10 protein-coding genes are annotated in these 18506 nt (G+C 34.0%); 1 reads left to right on the forward strand and 9 read right to left on the reverse strand.

The genetic code is table 11. The features are described 5' to 3' along the window. Nucleotides 1-22 precede the first annotated feature (22 nt). The 7 genes from ACNFIH_RS09870 to ACNFIH_RS09900 all read right to left on the reverse strand — a co-directional run bounded on the left by ACNFIH_RS09870 (nt 23) and on the right by ACNFIH_RS09900 (nt 11989). Nucleotides 23-1765 carry a cellulase family glycosylhydrolase gene (locus ACNFIH_RS09870; RefSeq protein WP_426486483.1) on the reverse strand — a complete coding sequence of 581 codons (1743 nt, stop codon included), beginning with the start codon at nt 1763-1765 and terminating at the stop codon, nt 23-25. A 27-nt stretch (nt 1766-1792) separates the two neighbouring features. Then, nucleotides 1793-3268 carry a glycoside hydrolase family 30 protein gene (locus tag ACNFIH_RS09875; protein WP_426486484.1) on the reverse strand — a complete coding sequence of 492 codons (1476 nt, stop codon included), beginning with the start codon at nt 3266-3268 and terminating at the stop codon, nt 1793-1795. Between the two features lie 27 nt (nt 3269-3295). Further along, nucleotides 3296-4765: a glycoside hydrolase family 30 protein gene (locus ACNFIH_RS09880; RefSeq protein WP_426486485.1), complete on the reverse strand. Its 1470-nt coding sequence runs from the start codon at nt 4763-4765 to the stop codon at nt 3296-3298. A gap of 91 nt (nt 4766-4856) precedes the next feature. After that, nucleotides 4857-6308: a glycoside hydrolase family 30 protein gene (locus tag ACNFIH_RS09885; protein ID WP_426486486.1), complete on the reverse strand. Its 1452-nt coding sequence runs from the start codon at nt 6306-6308 to the stop codon at nt 4857-4859. A gap of 141 nt (nt 6309-6449) precedes the next feature. Beyond that, nucleotides 6450-7328 (reverse strand): hypothetical protein, encoded by an 879-nt coding sequence (locus ACNFIH_RS09890; RefSeq protein ID WP_426486487.1) that lies wholly within the window; start codon nt 7326-7328, stop codon nt 6450-6452. A 24-nt stretch (nt 7329-7352) separates the two neighbouring features. Then, complete coding sequence (locus ACNFIH_RS09895) at nt 7353-8861, reverse strand: RagB/SusD family nutrient uptake outer membrane protein (protein ID WP_426486488.1); 1509 nt, start codon at nt 8859-8861, stop codon at nt 7353-7355. 14 nt (nt 8862-8875) lie between these two features. After that, the gene (locus ACNFIH_RS09900; RefSeq protein WP_426486489.1) at nt 8876-11989 is read right to left on the reverse strand and encodes a SusC/RagA family TonB-linked outer membrane protein; all 3114 of its coding nucleotides are present in this window, start codon (nt 11987-11989) and stop codon (nt 8876-8878) included. Nucleotides 11990-12343: 354 nt separating this feature from the next. Between ACNFIH_RS09900 and ACNFIH_RS09905 the strand changes: the two genes are divergently transcribed. Further along, nucleotides 12344-15205, forward strand: a complete 2862-nt coding sequence (locus tag ACNFIH_RS09905; protein WP_426486490.1) for a triple tyrosine motif-containing protein — start codon at nt 12344-12346, stop codon at nt 15203-15205. Nucleotides 15206-15243: 38 nt separating this feature from the next. Here the strand turns inward: ACNFIH_RS09905 and ACNFIH_RS09910 are convergent, their stop codons facing one another. After that, the gene (locus ACNFIH_RS09910) at nt 15244-16530 is read right to left on the reverse strand and encodes a UDP-N-acetylmuramoyl-tripeptide--D-alanyl-D-alanine ligase (RefSeq protein WP_426486491.1); all 1287 of its coding nucleotides are present in this window, start codon (nt 16528-16530) and stop codon (nt 15244-15246) included. Nucleotides 16531-16648: 118 nt separating this feature from the next. Then, a complete protein-coding gene (gene gldJ / locus ACNFIH_RS09915) occupies nt 16649-18334 on the reverse strand; it encodes a gliding motility lipoprotein GldJ (RefSeq protein ID WP_426486723.1) in 1686 nt (561 codons plus the stop codon). Nucleotides 18335-18506: the final 172 nt, after the last annotated feature.

The raw sequence follows: 18506 nt of genomic DNA on the forward strand, positions 1-18506 counted from the left end.
TTATTTAGTTAGTTTTTTTAGCTTATTTTTTTCCTTCCGAAAAATCCAAATAATTCAAATTGAAGCCTCCTTTTTCAAAAACTGCTTTTATTTTATTTGTTCCAGCCTCTAATTGAACTCCAGTTAATACAACTGTTTTCCATTTGTCGTTTCCTCCGGTTGCAGGAAGTACAATTGATTCTGATTTTTTTCCGTTTGCCGTTTCAAAATGAAGTTTGCCTTCTGATTTTTCGCTTGAATAACGAATCGCTACTTTATAAGTATTTTGTTTTTTGACTTCAGAAGTAAATTGCAGCCATTCGCCATCTTCAATAAAAGAAACCTGATAACCATTTGATCCAGAATCCTTGCATGGCAAAATATCTACACCATCATTTCGCATGGTATTTCCTTTATTCCAATCGTCAAATTTTCCAGTTTCAACTCTGTAGTTTATAAAATCTTTATCTGAATAAGCGTATCCATTTGTTCCAAGATCATATTGCGTTGCAGCAATTTTTCCAGGAATTACATGTTTTTTATATGGTTTTGTATCGTTTGTTTGTACTTGTCTGAACATTGCATCAATTACATCTGGTTTAACTGTTACGTTTTCCATTTTGTAATTTTCGGCCATTTTCATTAAGGCTTTTTTTGCAAACTCAGGAGTTGGTTTTTGTCCGCCATCTTTCCAATATTTTAATAAAACATCATATTCAGGAATTTTGGTTACCGAAGTTACTCCCGCAATATTTTCTATTTTTTTCATTGGCCAAAATGCCCATCCAATATTATTGCTTTCTACTAAAGTCAAAGCGTCTTTGAACCAAACATTTGAATTTTCTCCACTTTCGCCCATCCAAATTGGCACATTATATTCTTTTCTGTAATCCAGCATTTTTTGGATAGAACCTTGAGTAGTATAATTCCAATATTTGTGGAAACTCAACGCCATATTATCATCCCATAAAGGAAAAATTCCGTTGTAATTATTCCCCCAGCAATTTCCTTCGATAATTATCATATGGTTTGGATCTACTTCGCGAATTGCTTTTGTTACTGCAACCATCAAATCTCGCAATGGTCCGTTTGAATTTTCATCACAGCCATTTTTATTGGTTCCTGTAAAATTCCAGTTTGGTTCGTTGATAATATCATACGCGCCAATCCATTGATTGTCTCTATAACGAGAAGCCAACTTTTTCCATAAAGCAATCATTTTTTTCTGATTGGCTTCGCTGTTCCAAAGTGATGGTTTTGTAGTATCATAATCCGAAATTGCGGCATCATTTCCTTGGCCTCCCGGTGCGGCGTGCAAATCTAAAATCAAATACATTTTATTTTCGGCACACCATTTCAATAGATTATCTGTGATAGTAAAACCTTCTTCAATCCATGTTATTTCTCCATTTTTTTCTTCCTGAATTGATGGCGTATAAAGATTGTAATGCATTGGAAGGCGAACAGAATTAAATCCCCATTTCGCCAATGAATCAATATCTCGTTTTGTGATTCCGTTTGCTTTATAGGCGGCATAAAATTCCTTAGTTCCTTGTTCTCCAACAACGTCCTGAATTTTTTGTTTGATTTGATATTGCGGACTAGCAAATGGCTGTGTCTGCAACATATATCCTTCCTGGACCATCCAGCCTCCTAAACCAAGACCTCTTAAGATTATATTTTTGCCGTTTCCGTCAACAATATTCTGTCCGTCTCTATGTAAAAAGCCTTGTCCGAAAGAAGCGATTGAAAACAAAAGCTGGAATGCTATAATTATTTTTTTCATCTGAAAATTGATTTTATTTTCTTTTGATTATTTCCAAGTATAAGTTCCAACTGCTCCAGCATCTAGAGACGATGTAACCCATTTATCATTGAATTTGATATTGAAAGTTTCATTAGCTGTTCCATCATTTTCAACAATTAAAACTTTTGATCCAGATGGCGTAATGAAAGCAGCAGTTTGAAGATTTCCACTGTTATTACTTGCAATTCTAACAGAACCAGCAGGAACAAATTTTGAAGCATGGGCAATAATGTAATAAGCAACATTACGCTGAATGCTCTCACTCGAATTTATCGTTAAAGCACCTTTACACATGCTGCATCCTCCATCAGTATGAGGTCTGTAACCACCATCATTCGCTAAATTCCATTCTAGTGCGTTTCTACTGTAATTACGCATTGAACCGATAATTACATTACGAACATGCCATTTTAAATCACCACTAAAACTTCCTTCAGAAGATGTCCATTGTTCAGTGAAATACACATTTTTAGTTGGATAAGAACTGTAAACATTTGTTAAGGCACTAATATCTCCAGCATATAAATGGAATGCTGAACCGTCTACGAAAGGAAAAGCATCGGCGTCAGCCAAAATTGCTTTTGGATAATTTGGATTGTCACAATTATGATCGTAAGCAATAATTTTTACATTAAGATTTGCCGCTTTAAAAGCTGGGCCTAAGTTGTTTTTAATAAAAATAGCCTGATCTGCTGCAGACATATACATACTCGGATTGTTTCCGTCATGCAAAGGCTCATTTTGAGGTGTTACGGCATCAATTGTAATTCCCTCAGCTTTCATTTGCTGAATATATTTTACAAAATATTTTGCATAAACATCATAGTACTTTGTTTGCAATTTTCCCCCTTTAAAACTATCCACATCTTTCATCCAAACTGGAGCTGACCAAGGCGTTGCCAAAATCAAAATCTTCGGATTGATAGCCAGAATTTCTTTCAAAAGAGCAATTACACCCGCTTTATCTTTATCTAAACTAAATTTTGCAAGCGTTAAATCTGTATCTCCTGTTGGAAGATCGTCATAAGTAAAAGGAGTTGCATTCAAATCTGATGCTCCAATACTGATTCTTAGGTAACTTATTCCTATTGAGCCTTCTCCAGAACCAAATAATTCCTGTAAAAGAGCACTTTTTTTAGCTGCTGTCAATTGATTGATCATGTCAGCGCTTCCACCTGTTAAAGTATAACCGAAACCATCTATTGTTTGGTATTTTTGAGTGGCATTAACTTCGATATTGGCATTAGTATTTACCACTGTTCCAAATCCTAAAGTTGTTGCTTGTTTGGCTAAAAGAACACTTTGATCTCCTTTTGTCAGCCAGAAATCAACGTCGTTTGTAACTGTCACAGGAGGAGTTACAACTGGAGGAGTTACAGGTGGTGGATCAGTTGCATCGTTTGAAGATGAACATTTTACCTGAGCAAATACTGCTAAAGCAAAAAATAATGCTTTTATAGTGGTTTTAAAATTAAGATTCATTTTTATAGTTTTTTAGTTAATAGACGGCTAGTAAACAATCGTTTGTATAGCGTGTGCCGGGATAGTAATAGTAGTTTTTAAAGTGCCGTTAGTTAAATTATAAACAACATTTTTATCGGATTGATTCATAACAATAGTGGCAATTTTTCCGTCAGTATTTTTAAACGACGTACTCAAAAGGGTTTTATCACTAATGGTCTGAGTTATGCGCTTAGCATTTGCGTGAATGAATTTTGAGAAATGTCCAATATAATAATACATTGGCGTATAGATTAATTCATCTTTTGTAACATCAGCGTGAATTGGTGCAAAACAGAAATTACCTACATGATTTGGTCCTCCATTTTGATCTAGAAGAATATTCCAATCTGTCCAGCCTACAGTTCCGTTATTAAAATCATTAATCATATTTAGGCCATAACGTTCTGCATTTCCCCAAAACTGAAATCTTGAAGCATCAAATTTTTCGACGCAGCCTTCAGTAAACAAAAGTCCTTTATTTGGAAAAGCTTTGTGAACTTCTCCAACTGATTCAAATCTTGGTGGGCCGCCGCTCCAGGTTTCATACCAGTGAAATCCAATTCCCCAAGCAAATTTTGCAACTTCAGGATCGGAGAAAACCAGATTAGCTCTTTTTTCGAGCATTTCGCCGCGATTATGATCCCAGATAATTACATTTTTAGAAGCAAGTCCTTCTTTTTGTAAAGTAGGCCCAAGGAAATTTTTCAAGAAATCTCTTTCGGCTTCAGGTGTATAAATACAAGATTCCCATCTTTGTTTTGCCGCTGGTTCATTTTGGATGGTTAATCCCCAAACCGGAATACCTTCTTTTTCATATTCTCTAATAAATTTCACATAGTAATTAGCCCAAGATTGTGCAAATTCTGGCAACAAAACGCCGCCGTGCAAAATATCGTTATTGTCTTTCATGAAAGCTGGGGGACTCCACGGACTGACAAATAAGGTTAATTTCCCGCCGGCTGTTTCGATTGCTTTTTTAAGAAGTGGAATTCTGTATTTTCGATCGTGGTCAATGCTGAAGGTTTTCAATTCCTTGTCACCTTCTGCAATATAAGTGTAGCTATCACTGCTGAAATCACAGCTGTGTATGTTTGTTCTGGCTAATGAGTAGCCAATTCCTTTATTTTTATCGTAATAAGCGTTTAGAAATTCCTGTTGCTTTTTTGGAGATAACTTAGCAAAAACTTCGGCGCTTGCGTCTGTAATTGCGCCACCAATTCCGAGGAAAGTCTGATCTGTATGTTCAGAATCTATATTTATAGATACTGATGTAGTTGTTTGTTGTGATGTGTTGTTTGAAATGAAATTATTTGATAATGATAATTTCAAATCGGTATTTTCGGCTGTAGTGTAAACCTGAATTTTTTTATTTGATTTGGAACCAGAAACCGCAGAAGCATCTGCAATTTTTGATGAATTACAACTAAATTGCAGTAATAGTATTGGGGCGATTAAAATGCTGCTTATGACTTTCATTGTACTTTCAAAAAAAATGATTTAATTAAAAAGTAAATTGAGGGTCGATACGGATGATTCAAATCAACCCTCATCATTTACAAATAAAATATTAATATACAAGCGTTTGTATTGCATGCGCAGGAATCTTAACTACAGTCTTTTCAGCAGCTATAATTAAGTTATAAGTAATCTCTTTATCTGATTGATTCATGACAATTGTTGCCATTGTACCATCAGTATTTAAAAATGAAGTGCTCAATAATGCACTTCTGCTTACCGCAGTACTAACTCGTACCGCGTTTAGGCGAATAAATTTTGAGAAATGTCCGATGTAATAGTAAGACGGTGTATAAATTAATTCACCAGTCGTTGTATCAGCATGGATTGGAGCGAAACAAAAATTACCAACATGATTAGGACCTCCATTTTGATCCAAAAGGATATTCCAATCAGTCCAGCCGGCTGTTCCGTTATTGAAATCATTAATCATAGAAATACCGTATCTTTCGCCGTTACCCCAAAACTGATATTTTTTGGCATCAAATTTTTCAACACACCCTTCTGTAAACAAAAGACCTTTGTTTGGATAAGCTTCATTTACTTTCGCTACGTTGTCAAACATTGATGCTCCTCCAGACCAGTTTTCGTACCAGTGAAAACCCATTCCCCAAACATATTTTGAAGCTTCTGGATCAGAGTAGATAACATTAGCTCTGTAATTCATCAAATCACGGTTATGATCCCATGCAATAATTTTTACATTACCTAATTTTTCTTTTTTCAAAGTTGGTCCAAGAAAATTTTTGATAAAATCTCTTTCAGCCTCAGCAGTATAAATACATGATTCCCAAGTTTGAACCGCCATTGGCTCATTTTGAGTTGAAGTTCCCCAAATTGGGATTCCTTCTTTCTCGTAAGCTTTTATGAATTTTGCATAAAAATTAGCCCACGTCTGATAATATTCAGGCAATAATTTTCCGCCTTTAAGAACATTTTTGTTGTCTTTCATGAAAGCATTTGGCGACCATGGAGCAACGTAAGTTGTTAGTTTTCCACCTGCTTTTGCAATTGCTTGTTTAATTAACGGAATACGAAATTGTCTGTCATGATCAATAGAAAAAGTCTTTAAATCTTTATCGCCTTCTTCGATATAAGAATAGCTTCCACTGCTAAAATCAGAACTTTGTATCGTTGTTCTTAGCAAAGAATAGCCTATTCCTTTTTGTTTATCGTAGTAAGCATCTAAAAATTCAGCTTGTTTCTCTTTTGAAAGTTTAGCAAAAATTTCTGCACTTGCATCTGTGATAGCTCCACCAATTCCCATAAAAGTCTGGAACTTTTTTGATGGCTCAACAAAAACTGAAGATTCTATTTCAAGAGGTTGTTTTGATGCTGAAAAAGTCAAATTATCAGTAGAGGTTAATCTTAAATTAGAATTCTCAGCTGTAGTATATACGGTTACTTTTTTTCCGTTGGTTGTAAATTCATTTTTTGCTTTAGGCTGGGCAAAAGCTGCCACTGAAAACAAAAAACATAGAATCTTAAAACTATTATTTTTCATTCTTTCCTTGTTATATTAATTATAAATACAAGTTCTCAGAAACTCATTTTCTGACAGCTTAAGGAAGGATTTAAAAAATAGCCCATACTCATAACGATTATGGGCTATTTACAACCAAACTTAAACTTAACTTAAACTTTATTATTTTCCTCTCATTTCTATTTTGCTTACAGTAATTCCGTCCTTAGTAAACGTATTACCTCCACATCTGATAAGAAGATAAATTTTTCCTGTTGTATCAAATTTAACAACGTTTTTAACTGTCCCTGTAGCATCATTTTTAACACAACCTACAGAAGATAGCCAACCTGAAAATGCTGCTTTTGCACAACCATCCCACGTGCTTAATCCCATAACTTTATTGTCTTTGTACTCTACACCAGACTTAGGAACTGATTTACCTGCATAAACTTCAAACCAAGTTTCATCAGAACCGCTAGGGCAAGAAACTAACATGTCAATTGTGTATTCTTTATCCTTAACAACATCAATTGCCTGATAAATTCCTTCTTGAGCCCATCCACCAGGTGAATGAAGTGTAGCGCTTTTGTTAGCGAAAGACCAAAAAGCTGCTCCATTTGCACTAAGATTACATACTGTCCATTGTGCCTGATCGGCTGCAGTTTCAAATTTACCTCCTTTTACAAGGTTACCTTTCACAGGATCAGAAGTAGCTACTACAAGTGGTAAAGATGCTTTTCCTGTTGCTCCTCCAGCACCAATTGCTGTATGTGTTATCGTATAAGCTCCTGCATCTGGTAATGAAATAACTTGAGTATTTTTTCCAATCAAAGCTCCGTCTCCTGTGTCCCATTTCGAACCAATAACACCTTTAGTCTGTGCAGTCATCAGATAAGTATTTACTGCACCAGCAACTGGAGTAATAGTAAATGAAGCATCAACGTTAGATGCTGTTAAACCATTTCCGCTTCCAGCGTCATCATCACAGCTTGATAATGTTCCTAATGCTACTGCTAGCATTAGGAATACATTTTTCTTTAAATTTATATTTAGGTTCATCTTTTTTGGTTTTTGGTTAATCGTTTATTGATAGTTAGGATTTTGTTTCAATTTAGTACCTGTCAATTCCACAAAAGGTATTGGGAAAATTTCATCTGTACCAGCATTGAAACCTCTGTCAGCTAAAGCTGTAGCAGCATCACCCCATCTTACTAAGTCAAAGAATCTGTGTCCTTCTCCTGCAAGCTCCATTCTTCTTTCCTGTTTGATAGCAGCTAATGTTACAGGAACTGGTGCTAATCCAACTCTTGCTCTAACAGCATCTAACAAGGCTTGAGCTCTTGGCCCAGATCCTAACGCTTCAGCTTCCAATAAATAAGTATCAGCAAGTCTGATGATATATGAATCTTGTTTGTAGTTTAACTCTGCAGCTCCACCACCAGTACGAACGTCAGACATTCTAGGCAAGAATTTATTCAAGAAATATCCTGTATCCTGGTTAGCAGCAATGTAATCTGCTTTTCCAGCAGCTTTTAACGCTTTTACATCTAAGATAGTCGCAGCAAATCTTGGATCATCTTTCATTGCATCATACAATTTTTGCGTTGGAACGCTAAAACTCCATCCTGAAGGAAGGTCTGGTGCATCAGAATTTGCTGCTCTTGTATAACTTCTTGGTCCAACCATAACATTTAATGAGTTTCCTTCGTCTCTTCCAGATCCCCAGAATCCCCAGTCAGAGTTACCAGCACTACTGTGGCTTACCTCAATAAGTGATTCTGTATTGAATTTATTAGAAACAACCCATAAATCACTGAATTTAGCTAACAACTTATTACCATATTGATTAGTACCTCCTGGCGTACCATTTACTTCTGCAAGAACTGCAGCTGCTTCAGCCTTTTTACCGTCATATAGATATACTTTTCCTAATAAAGCCTGTGCACCACCTTTAGTCATACGTCCAGCTTCTGTAGTAGCAGGAACAGTTCCAGGTAAAACCGGAATTGCTTCTCTTAAATCTTTTTCAATTTGAGCGTATACATCTTCTGGCTTAGCCTGCTCTGGACTGTAAATATCTGAAGATGTTAATGGTTGTAAGATTAGAGGAATATTTCTAAACATTCTAACCAAGTTAAAATAATACAGTGCACGTAGCGATTTAGCTTCTGCTGTAAATCTAGCTCTTACAGCATCAGACATTGTAGCGCTTGGCAACTTAGACAATAAAACATTTGCTCTGTAAATACCCTGATAGTGATCATTCCAGAAACTTGCTGGGATGAAAAGAGCCGTAAGAGAATGGCTCGAGAAATTTTGAATACCTTGACCGTCAGTAGCACTACCACCTCCTGCCCAGAAATCATCTGAACCAGCATTCATCATTGCTACAATGTTTTCGAATCCACCAGTATTTTTTCTTAATGGATCATATACTCCTACTAATGCAGCATAAGTTTCTGACTCATTTGAGTAATACGTTTCTGCATTTAATTTTCCCTTTGGAGTAGTTGTTACAAAATCTTCTGAACAAGATCCTATTGCAGCCATAGCGACCGCACAGAATATATATTTAAATTTTATTGTTTTCATAATGCTAATATTTATTAAAATTGAACGTTAACTCCGAACATTATCGTTCTTGCTTGTGGATAAACTCCTTTATCTACACCAAATACTTGTCCTCCAATTTCTGGATCGTAACCTGTGTATTTAGTAAATGTGATAAGATTTTCACCATTTAAGTAAAAACGAATTTTATCAGCTCCAACATTAGATGATATTTTTAATGGTAAAGTATATCCTAATTGAACAATTTTCAAACGCACATAATTACCGCTTTCAAGATAGAAGTCTGACATTGAGCTAAAGTTTCCATTAGGGTCACTATTAGTCAATCTTGGATAATCATTTGATGTACCTTCACCTGTCCAACGGCCTAAAGCAGTTGTTTGATAGTTAGCATTCAATATATCTAACCTTCTTAATCCTTGGAAAATTTTGCTTCCTGCAGAACCTTGAGCGAAAGCCATGAAATCGAAGTTTTTGTAATCAAGATTTACAGTAAGTCCAAATGTAGATTTAGGGATATTTGTTCCTAAAAATTCTTTATCCTTGTTACGATCAATTACACCATCTCCATCAACATCAACCCAACGGAAATCCCCTGGTTTAGCATTTGGCTGAAGTAAAGCACCAGCTGAATTTTTGTATGCTGCAACTTCTGCTTCATTTTGGAAGATTCCATTAGTTTTCATACCATAGAACTCATTGAAAGAGTGTCCAACTTGTATTCTTGTAACAGGTCCCATTGATTGAAAACTTGCATCTCCATTGATGAAATCAGTATTTGTGTTAATATAAGTCACCTCATTTTTCAATGTAGCGAAGTTTCCAGTAATACCTAAATTAAAATCTCCAAGTTTCTTTTTATAGTTTAATGAAATTTCAAAACCACTATTGTTCATATCAGCAATGTTAGCAGAAGGCGATTCAGCTACACCAACATAACCAGGAATTACAACATCTCTTAAGATTCCGCTAGTTTTCTTTTTAAAGTAATCTAATGTTAAATTGAAATCGTTAAATAATCTTGCATCAAGACCAACAGTTGCCTGAGAAGTCTCTTCCCATCCTAAATCTGGATTTGGTAAAGTTGAGTTAGCATAACCTGTTGTAATGTTACCTGAATTTCCAATAGTATAGTTGTATCCTCCAACAACAACAGGAAGATATTTATAAGGATCAATATTATCATTTCCTACAACTCCGTAACCACCGCGTAATTTCAAACTATTTACTGATTCATTTTCTTTCCAGAATCCTTCTTTTGAAATTACCCATCCTACTGAGAATGAAGGGAAAACTCCCCACTTTTTATTTTCTCCAAAACGGTTAGAACCATCACGACGAACAATACCAGTAAAAAGATATCTCTCTTTGTAATCATAATTTACACGTGCAAACAAAGAAGCCAATTTATGAACATCTTTATCACTAGACCAGCTTGTTCTGTCTGTTTGAGGCACATCAAAACTAAAAGATGCATCACGATAATTTGTAATTGGCAAACCATACATCGTAGTACCTATTGTACCACCAATATTTTCAGATAAAGCTTCCTGACCAAGTAAAACACTTACATTGTGATCTCCGAATTTATTCGAATAATTAAGTGTGTTTTGAAGTGTCCATGCAAATGTTTTCTCATTGTTTTGCGTGTAATTATTTCTCGCAGAATTAACGTTATTGCTTAAGAAAAATGAAGGTGTGAAACCTTGGCTTCCCCAGTAAGAAATTTTTCCTCCAAGAGTCGTTCTGAATTTCAAATGACTTGTTATATTAGCTTCCATATAAGCATTACCAACTAAATCATCAGACCAGTTATAACCGCCTAATCTTGTTTGAGTATATGCGATTGGATTTGTCATCTCCTGACCTACCCATGGTGAAATACCATAAGGATGACCATTTGCATCACGAATAGCCAATGGGTTATTGTATGGAGCTGTTGCTGCAAGTGCAGGATCTGTTACAACTAATGGAGTTGTTGGATCTAAGTTAATTGCAGAACTTAAAGGTCCTCCAAACTCACTGTTAGTATTTCCTAAACTTTGTGATTTTTGTCTTGTGAATCCAAAAGTTTGTCCAAACGTAAAATAATCAGAAATTTTGTGAGTCGAGTTTAAACGGAAATTCTTTTTGTTATAACCAGAAATGTCTGTTGTAACAATACCTTCTTGGTCTTGAATACCAAACGAAGCGTAAAAAGTAGATTTTTCGCCACCACCACTAATACTTAATTCGTGATTGTATCTGAATGCTTGATTGTTAAAAATAGCATCTTGCCAATCAGTACCTTTTCCTAAGGCAGCAGGATTTGCATATCTGATAGGATTTCCATCAGCAGCTAATTTTTCATTCATTATTGTTGCATACTGCTCTGCATTTAATAAATCTAATTTTTTAGAAGGTGCAGAAACTCCAGCAAAACCATTATAGTTTACAGTAATTTTACCTGATTTACCTTTTTTAGTTGTTACTAAGATAACCCCTGTTGCAGCACGAGTTCCGTAAATTGCAGCAGAAGCAGCATCTTTAAGAACCTCAATAGACTCAATATCAGACTGATTAATAAAACCAGTAGCTCCAGCATCAATTACAATTCCATCAACTACCCAAAGTGGATCGTTACCACCTTCTCTAAATGTAGTTATACCTCTAATACGTACTTTTGCAGTAGATCCAGGCTGACCTGATGTTGAAGCTACAGAAACACCTGCTGCTCTACCTTGTAAAGCTTGCTCAACACGACCATTTGGAACTTTTTCAAGATCTGCAGCTTTAACACTAGAGATTGCTCCAGTAACTACTGATTTCTTTTGAGTACCGTATCCAACCACCACAACTTCATTTAAAGATTGAGATTCTGGCTTTAATTGAATTGTAATTTTTGATCTGCCATTTACAGCTTCACTAACTGTAGTATATCCAATAAAAGTAACTGTCAAAACACCATTTGAAGGAGCTTGGATTTGAAATTTCCCATCAAAATCTGATGCAGTTGATTTATTAGACCCTTTTAATGCAATAGTTGCACCTGGAACTGGCATCCCACTTTCATCATTAATCATCCCGTTTACTGTGACATCCTGAGCCACAGCCATAACCGAGAATAACAAAGATGAAACACAAAAAACAAGTAATTTTGTTAATTTCATTTTTCTAAAAATTTTGGTTAATTAATTAGTAATTTAATGCAATAATAATGTTATTTTTTTACTATCAACAAGTAAAATTCACTACAAAAACACATCAAAACAAATTTTTATACATTACAAAAACACATCATTTTTTTTTTAATTATTTGATTTTTAATTATTTAAAAATTAAATTTAAGATGTTAGCAAAATGTTAATTATAAAAATAAACACTACAGTTGTATAAGATTGCTTATTTTTATGAATAATATCGCTTTCTACAACGAAATAGTAGAGGAAAAACTATTGTAAAACACTACAAACAAAGCATTTACCATTCAAAATTTAAAAAATCTAAAAAAATTTATGAAATTGATGAAATCATATTTTATTATTACTTTTTTTACATTATTCACAATAACTTTTTTTGGCCAAGTCAAGAACATTGGGCTTCCAGACGTAAGAAATTACAAACGAAATGAATATAAAGGAGGAACACAAAACTGGAATATAGGACAGGACAAAAACGGAAACCTATATTTTGCAAACAATAATGGGCTTTTACAGTTCGATGGCTCCTCTTGGAGAAAATATCCGCTTCCTAATTTAACTTCTGTGAGATGTCTAAAAATTGCAAATGATGGGAAAATTTATGTGGGTGGTTATAACGAATTTGGATACTTCAAACCAAATGAAAAAGGAAGACTTAAATACACATCATTATCGCAGCAAGTAGACAAAAACAAAATCAAAATAATAGACTTCATCTGGAAGATTCATTCATTTGAAAATCAGACCATTTTTCAGTCATTTGCAAGAGCTTATATTTTTAAAAACAACAAGCTTACTATATTAGAAGCTCCTAAACGCTTTCAGTTTTCTTTTGTCGTTAATAATAAACTATATTTTCAAGACATTGAAAAGGGAATATTAGAATACCGAAATGGAAAGCTTTACTCACTCCCAAATACTACAAGCTTAAACAATACAGAGATTTGGGGAATGTATAATTTAGCAAAAGGTAAAACACTAATCATAACCTTAGAAAAAGGATTATTCGTTTACGAAAACAACACCGTAAAACCTTGGGATACCGAAGCCAATAATTTTGTCAAAAAAAACAACTCACTTGGAGGAGTAACGATAAATAACAACTTCATAGTTTTAAATTCGGTATTAGACGGAATCGCGATCTGTGATTATAATGGCAAAATAATTCAGCATCTTAATCGTAAAAAAGGCCTTCAAAACAATACCGTTTTAACTTCTTTTATAGACAACAAAAACAATCTTTGGCTTGGTCTTGATAATGGTATTGCATTTGTAAACGAAGGATCTCCGTTTACTTATTTTGGTTTCAGTTATGACATTAGTACTGTTTATGCTTCAGTAATTCATCAAGGCAATCTATATGTAGCAACAAATCAGGGAGTATTTTATCACGCTTGGAACAATAGCTTTAAAGAAGATACTTTTAAACTTGTTCAAGGAACGACAGCACAATCCTGGAATGTTCAAATAATTGACAATGAATTAATTTGTTCCAATAACCGTGGAGCTCTTGTAATTAAAGGAGGCGTTGTTACTAATGTGATCGATTCAAAAGGATATTTTGGGTTTAAGAATATTCCAAATCATCCTGGATTTTATATTGGCTCTAATTATGACGGATTTGCTGTTTTTCAAAAAACGCCAGCCGGATTAGTGCATAAAAATCAAGTAATAGGATTTGATAAATCTTCAAACAACTTCGAGCTTGACGATTCGTATTTATGGCTTAAAAAAGACGAATCAATCTACAGAATGGCTTTAAGCAATGATTTGAAACGATTTTCATCTATTAAAAAAATCGATCGATTAACATCAAAATATAAAAATATCGGAAGTATCCAAAAAATTGATAACCAACTGTACTTTCAGACCAATAATCATTTTTATAAATATTCAAAAGAACAGGATTTATTTTATGAAGATAAAAACTTATCTAAATTGTTTAGGAACATTCCTATTATTAATAGTTTAAGTGAAGATTCGCAATCTAACTTATGGTATGCTTTTGACGAATCTATTGGGGTTTTAATGAAAAAAAACAACTACTATACTAATATTGTAGCGCCTTTTTCGAACCTAACAGGAAATTTGGTAAGCAACTATTTATCTGTCAATACAATCGACAAAAAAAATATTTTTATAGGATTAACCGATGGACTGGCACATTACGATTCTGAATTACTGAATAATTCTGTGACGAAACCAAAAGCCTTTATCCGTAGTTTTTCATTTCCCGGCGATACTATTATTTTAGGAAATAATCAGAACAAAATTGAGAATATCAGAGTTCCTTATTCTTCCAATCATGTACGTTTCACGTTTTCGTCACCTACTTATGAGAATCTAGAAAATGTCGAATTCTCTTATCAGTTGGAGCCTTTCGATGATAAATGGAGCAACTGGTCTACAATTTCTATAAAAGAGTACACAAACCTTCGAGAAGGCGAATATACAATGAATGTGAAGGTCAGAAATAGTTACGGAATCCAATCAGAACCATCAACAATTTCATTTATCGTTTCTCCACCTTGGTACCGACATTTTTTAGCGTTGATGATTTATTTTATTTTAATAATTATCGCCATCTATGTGATTTCGGATAGAATTAAAATGAAAATCAGAAAAAACAAATATTACGAAACCATCGAACAACGTCGTTTATATTTAGAAAAAGAATCCAGAATTAGACAGGAACAATACGATCTTGAAAAAGAAATTGAAAAACTAAAAAACGACAAGCTTCAAATTAAAATTTTAGCAAAAGATAAAGAACTTGTAAATAATTCACTTCAGGTTGTAAAGAAGAACAAAATCTTAAATGGAATTATTCACAAATTGAAAGAAATTGACGTTGAAGCTCTGGATGATTCAACTAAATTCCAAGTAAGCAAACTTAACAAAAGCATTGTAAAAGAAGTAAATACAGATAAAAGCTGGAAAGATTTAGAAAAACACATTAAAAACGTTCATTTTGAGTTTTTAAAGCGACTTAAAGAAAAATACCCAACTATTTCACCTCGCGAGCTGGACTTATCAACTTATTTATTGATGAACATGTCCACTAAAGAAATTGCCGAAATTATGAATATTTCGACAGGAGGTGTTGAGCTAGCGCGATACCGTTTGAGAAAAAAACTCGGACTGAATAAAAAAGAAAATCTGATTGGTTTTTTAATGAGTATCTAAACAAAAAAAGTCATCAGCCGCGGCTGATGGCTTTTTTATTATGAAATATATTCTAATGTTCGTTCCAAAGCCATTCCTCTGGAGCCTTTTATTAAAATAGTATTATCGTTAAATTTAAGCGTTTTTAAATAAGCAGAAAAATCATCAAATGCCTCATAAAAATGAAGATTATCACTTGAAATTTTATTTTCGTAGAATGATTTTCCAATTAAATAACAAACAGATTTATCCTGATTAGATAAAGAATCAACAATCGCTTTATGTTCTTGTGGACCTTCAGCACCTAATTCAAACATGTCGCCTAAAATCATTACTTTATTCTGACTATCTAACTGCAAAAAGTTAGCTATAGCAACAGCCATACTACTTGGATTTGCATTATAAGCATCTAGAATAATTTGGTTTGAGCCTTTTTTCAATAATTGCGATCTATTATTCTCCGGAATATAATTTTCAATTGCTTCTTTAATTGCCGCATCAGTTACTTTAAAGTAATGACCTATAGAAACTGCTGCATTTATGTTATTTGAATTATACAAGCCAATTAAATGCGATTCTACACTAAAGTTTTCATAATCGATCACCACAAAAGGATTTGCTTCAATCTTTTTGATATTTAAATCTGCTTGTTTATTATTTAATCCAAAAGTAAATGATTTTATTCCTATCGCTTTTTCAATTTGAATTGGATCATCAAGATTTACAAATACAGCTTTATTATTTTCTGCAAGATATTTATACATCTCACTTTTTCCTTTTATCACGCCTTCTACTCCACCAAAACCTTCTAAGTGCGCTTTTCCGAAATTGGTAATGTAACCATAATCCGGTTGTGCGATTTCACATAAAAATTCAATTTCCTTTTGATGATTTGCTCCCATTTCTACAATTCCGATTTCAGTTTCTTTTGTAAAAGAAAGTAAAGTTAATGGAACACCAATATGATTATTTAAATTTCCAATTGTGGCTTTTGTTTTGTATTTTTTAGATAAAACGGCATTAATAAGCTCTTTCGTTGTTGTTTTTCCGTTACTTCCCGTTAAAGCAACAATAGGCAATTTCAAATAAGCACGGTGAAATTTAGCTAATTCCTGAAGCGCTTCCAGACTGCTTTTAACCAAAATTGTTCTCTCGTCAATAAAGTACGATTCATTGTCTATAACAACAAATAATGCGCCTAATTTCAAGGCTTCTTGAGCAAAAGTATTAGCGTCAAAATTCTCTCCTTTAATAGCAAAAAACATCGAATCCTTTTCAATCTTTCTAGTGTCAATTGAAAGCGATTTACATTGCAAAAACAGATTATGAATGTCTTGAATATTCATTTATATTATTTTTAATAGATGATAAAAGTAGAAAAAAAACAATAAAAAAATTCCAAATTCCAGACTGAATATTCAGCTTTTGGAATTTGGAATTTTTTTATATTGGAATTTCTAAATCTTAATTCCTTGGTGATTTTCTTCTTTCAGATTTAGATCCTACTCTAGACATTGCACATCTGAAACCAATGTAATCAGTTGCCATATCTTGAGGGAAATATCTTCTTTGAGCTGGATCTAACCAGTAAGCTCTATCTCTCCAAGAACCTCCTTTGTAAACTCTTACTTTATCATCGATTAAAGTAGTACGTTTACTAGAGCTGTCATATTTTCTAATCATTTTTCCTAAACTGTCAGTTGTAACATTATGTTTAGGAGAGTTGTACATTGCTTGGTCAGCTTTTGGTCCAGACTCTGAATCTCCGAAGTCAAAATATCTAGAAGATTGTTTATCACCATCTCTATAATTGATATTGTCACTTGTGCTAAAGTTTTGTCTTAAATATGTTTCTTGCTCATCAACCGGAACCTGAGCAATTTCTCCTGGAAGGTTTCTTGCTACAACTTTACCGTTGCTTAAAGTATCATATTTAATGTTAGCTGTAGAAACGATTTCAATTTTACCGTCTTTACCAATTTTATTTTTAGCATATTGATTCCCTCTGTAGTAGTTGAAGTCATTTGCTTCGTTATCAATAATAGGTCTGTAAACATCGGCTACCCATTCTGCAACGTTACCTGCCATGTCATACAATCCGAAATCATTTGCAGCATAGCTTTTTACTTTATTAGTAATATCAGCTCCGTCATCAGACCATCCAGCAATTCCACCGTAATCTCCGTTTCCTTGTTTAAAGTTAGCCAATTGATCACCTCTGTTTTTACGTTTAGCTGAACGAGTGTAATCTCCAGACCAAGGATATTTCTTTTGTCCTTTATATATATTGTATTCTCTTTGTCCAACATCAGCTGCTGCTGCATATTCCCACTCAGCTTCAGTAGGAAGTCTGTATTCAGGTAAAATAACTCCTGAAGAACGTTGTGCATATACGTTTTTCGCTTCTGGAACTACACCATCTTTACCTGCTTTTGGTCTTCTTCCGTTAGGATTTTTCTTCAATACAATTTCTTCACTACCTCCATACTGTGTAGAAGGAGATGCCAAGTAAGCCTCAGTATTAAACAAACTTTCAGCAGTAACCTCGTTAGTTTTGGCACCTTTTTTAATGTATCCGTCTTTTTCTAAAACAGCTTCGTTTACACGGTCTGTTCTCCATTTGCTGAATTCAACAGCCTGAATCCAGTTTACACCAACTACAGGATATTCAGCATAAGAAGGATGTCTTAAATAGTTATTAGTCATCGTTTCGTTATATCCTAAACGATTTCTCCATACTAATGTATCAGGAGACGCCCCTGTGTAAATGTTTTTGTAATTTTCTTCTGTTGGAGGGAAAACTTTTTTCAACCACTCTAGGTATTCTAAGTACATACCATTAGTAACTTCGGTTTCATCCATGTAGAATGACTGAACGTGTTGTTGGGTTGGTGTGTTATTCCAATCGTGCATAACATCATCCTGTACTTTACCCATTGTAAATGTACCTCCTTCAACAAAAACTAAACCAGGACCAGCCTGTTGTTTTTTTCCTGCATTTCTAGCAGCCGTTCCATTCTGACTATCTACATCCCAACCTGTCGCTCGAGAAGCGTGAGAGGAACTCGATTTTTTGCTACAACTAGCCGTGCCCAACATCAATACCATTGACATCATTAATTGCAGGACTACAATTTTGTTTACTTTCATACTCATTCTTAGGTGATAAATTTAGGTGTTGCAATATAATAATTAACATTTAATTAGCAACATCTGTTCTAATAATTTTATTTAGCTGTTTTTTTACCAGAAAATAACCTATAGTTACGAACGCAAAAATATACTTTTTATTATTTACTATAACATGAAATACTATATTTTT

The organism is Flavobacterium sp. 2 (assembly GCF_049949195.1).
GTDB lineage: Bacteria > Bacteroidota > Bacteroidia > Flavobacteriales > Flavobacteriaceae > Flavobacterium.

Bases quoted from the DNA above. Each gene is read 5' to 3' on its own strand.
- ACNFIH_RS09890 (WP_426486487.1), bottom strand. From the start codon at position 7,328: ATGAACCTAAATATAAATTTAAAGAAAAATGTATTCCTAATGCTAGCA.
- ACNFIH_RS09870 (WP_426486483.1), bottom strand. From the start codon at position 1,765: ATGAAAAAAATAATTATAGCATTCCAGCTTTTGTTTTCAATCGCTTCT.
- gldJ (WP_426486723.1), bottom strand. From the start codon at position 18,334: ATGAAAGTAAACAAAATTGTAGTCCTGCAATTAATGATGTCAATGGTA.
- ACNFIH_RS09885 (WP_426486486.1), bottom strand. From the start codon at position 6,308: ATGAAAAATAATAGTTTTAAGATTCTATGTTTTTTGTTTTCAGTGGCA.
- ACNFIH_RS09905 (WP_426486490.1), top strand. From the start codon at position 12,344: ATGAAATCATATTTTATTATTACTTTTTTTACATTATTCACAATAACT.
- ACNFIH_RS09875 (WP_426486484.1), bottom strand. From the start codon at position 3,268: ATGAATCTTAATTTTAAAACCACTATAAAAGCATTATTTTTTGCTTTA.
- ACNFIH_RS09880 (WP_426486485.1), bottom strand. From the start codon at position 4,765: ATGAAAGTCATAAGCAGCATTTTAATCGCCCCAATACTATTACTGCAA.
- ACNFIH_RS09895 (WP_426486488.1), bottom strand. From the start codon at position 8,861: ATGAAAACAATAAAATTTAAATATATATTCTGTGCGGTCGCTATGGCT.
- ACNFIH_RS09910 (WP_426486491.1), bottom strand. From the start codon at position 16,530: ATGAATATTCAAGACATTCATAATCTGTTTTTGCAATGTAAATCGCTT.
- ACNFIH_RS09900 (WP_426486489.1), bottom strand. From the start codon at position 11,989: ATGAAATTAACAAAATTACTTGTTTTTTGTGTTTCATCTTTGTTATTC.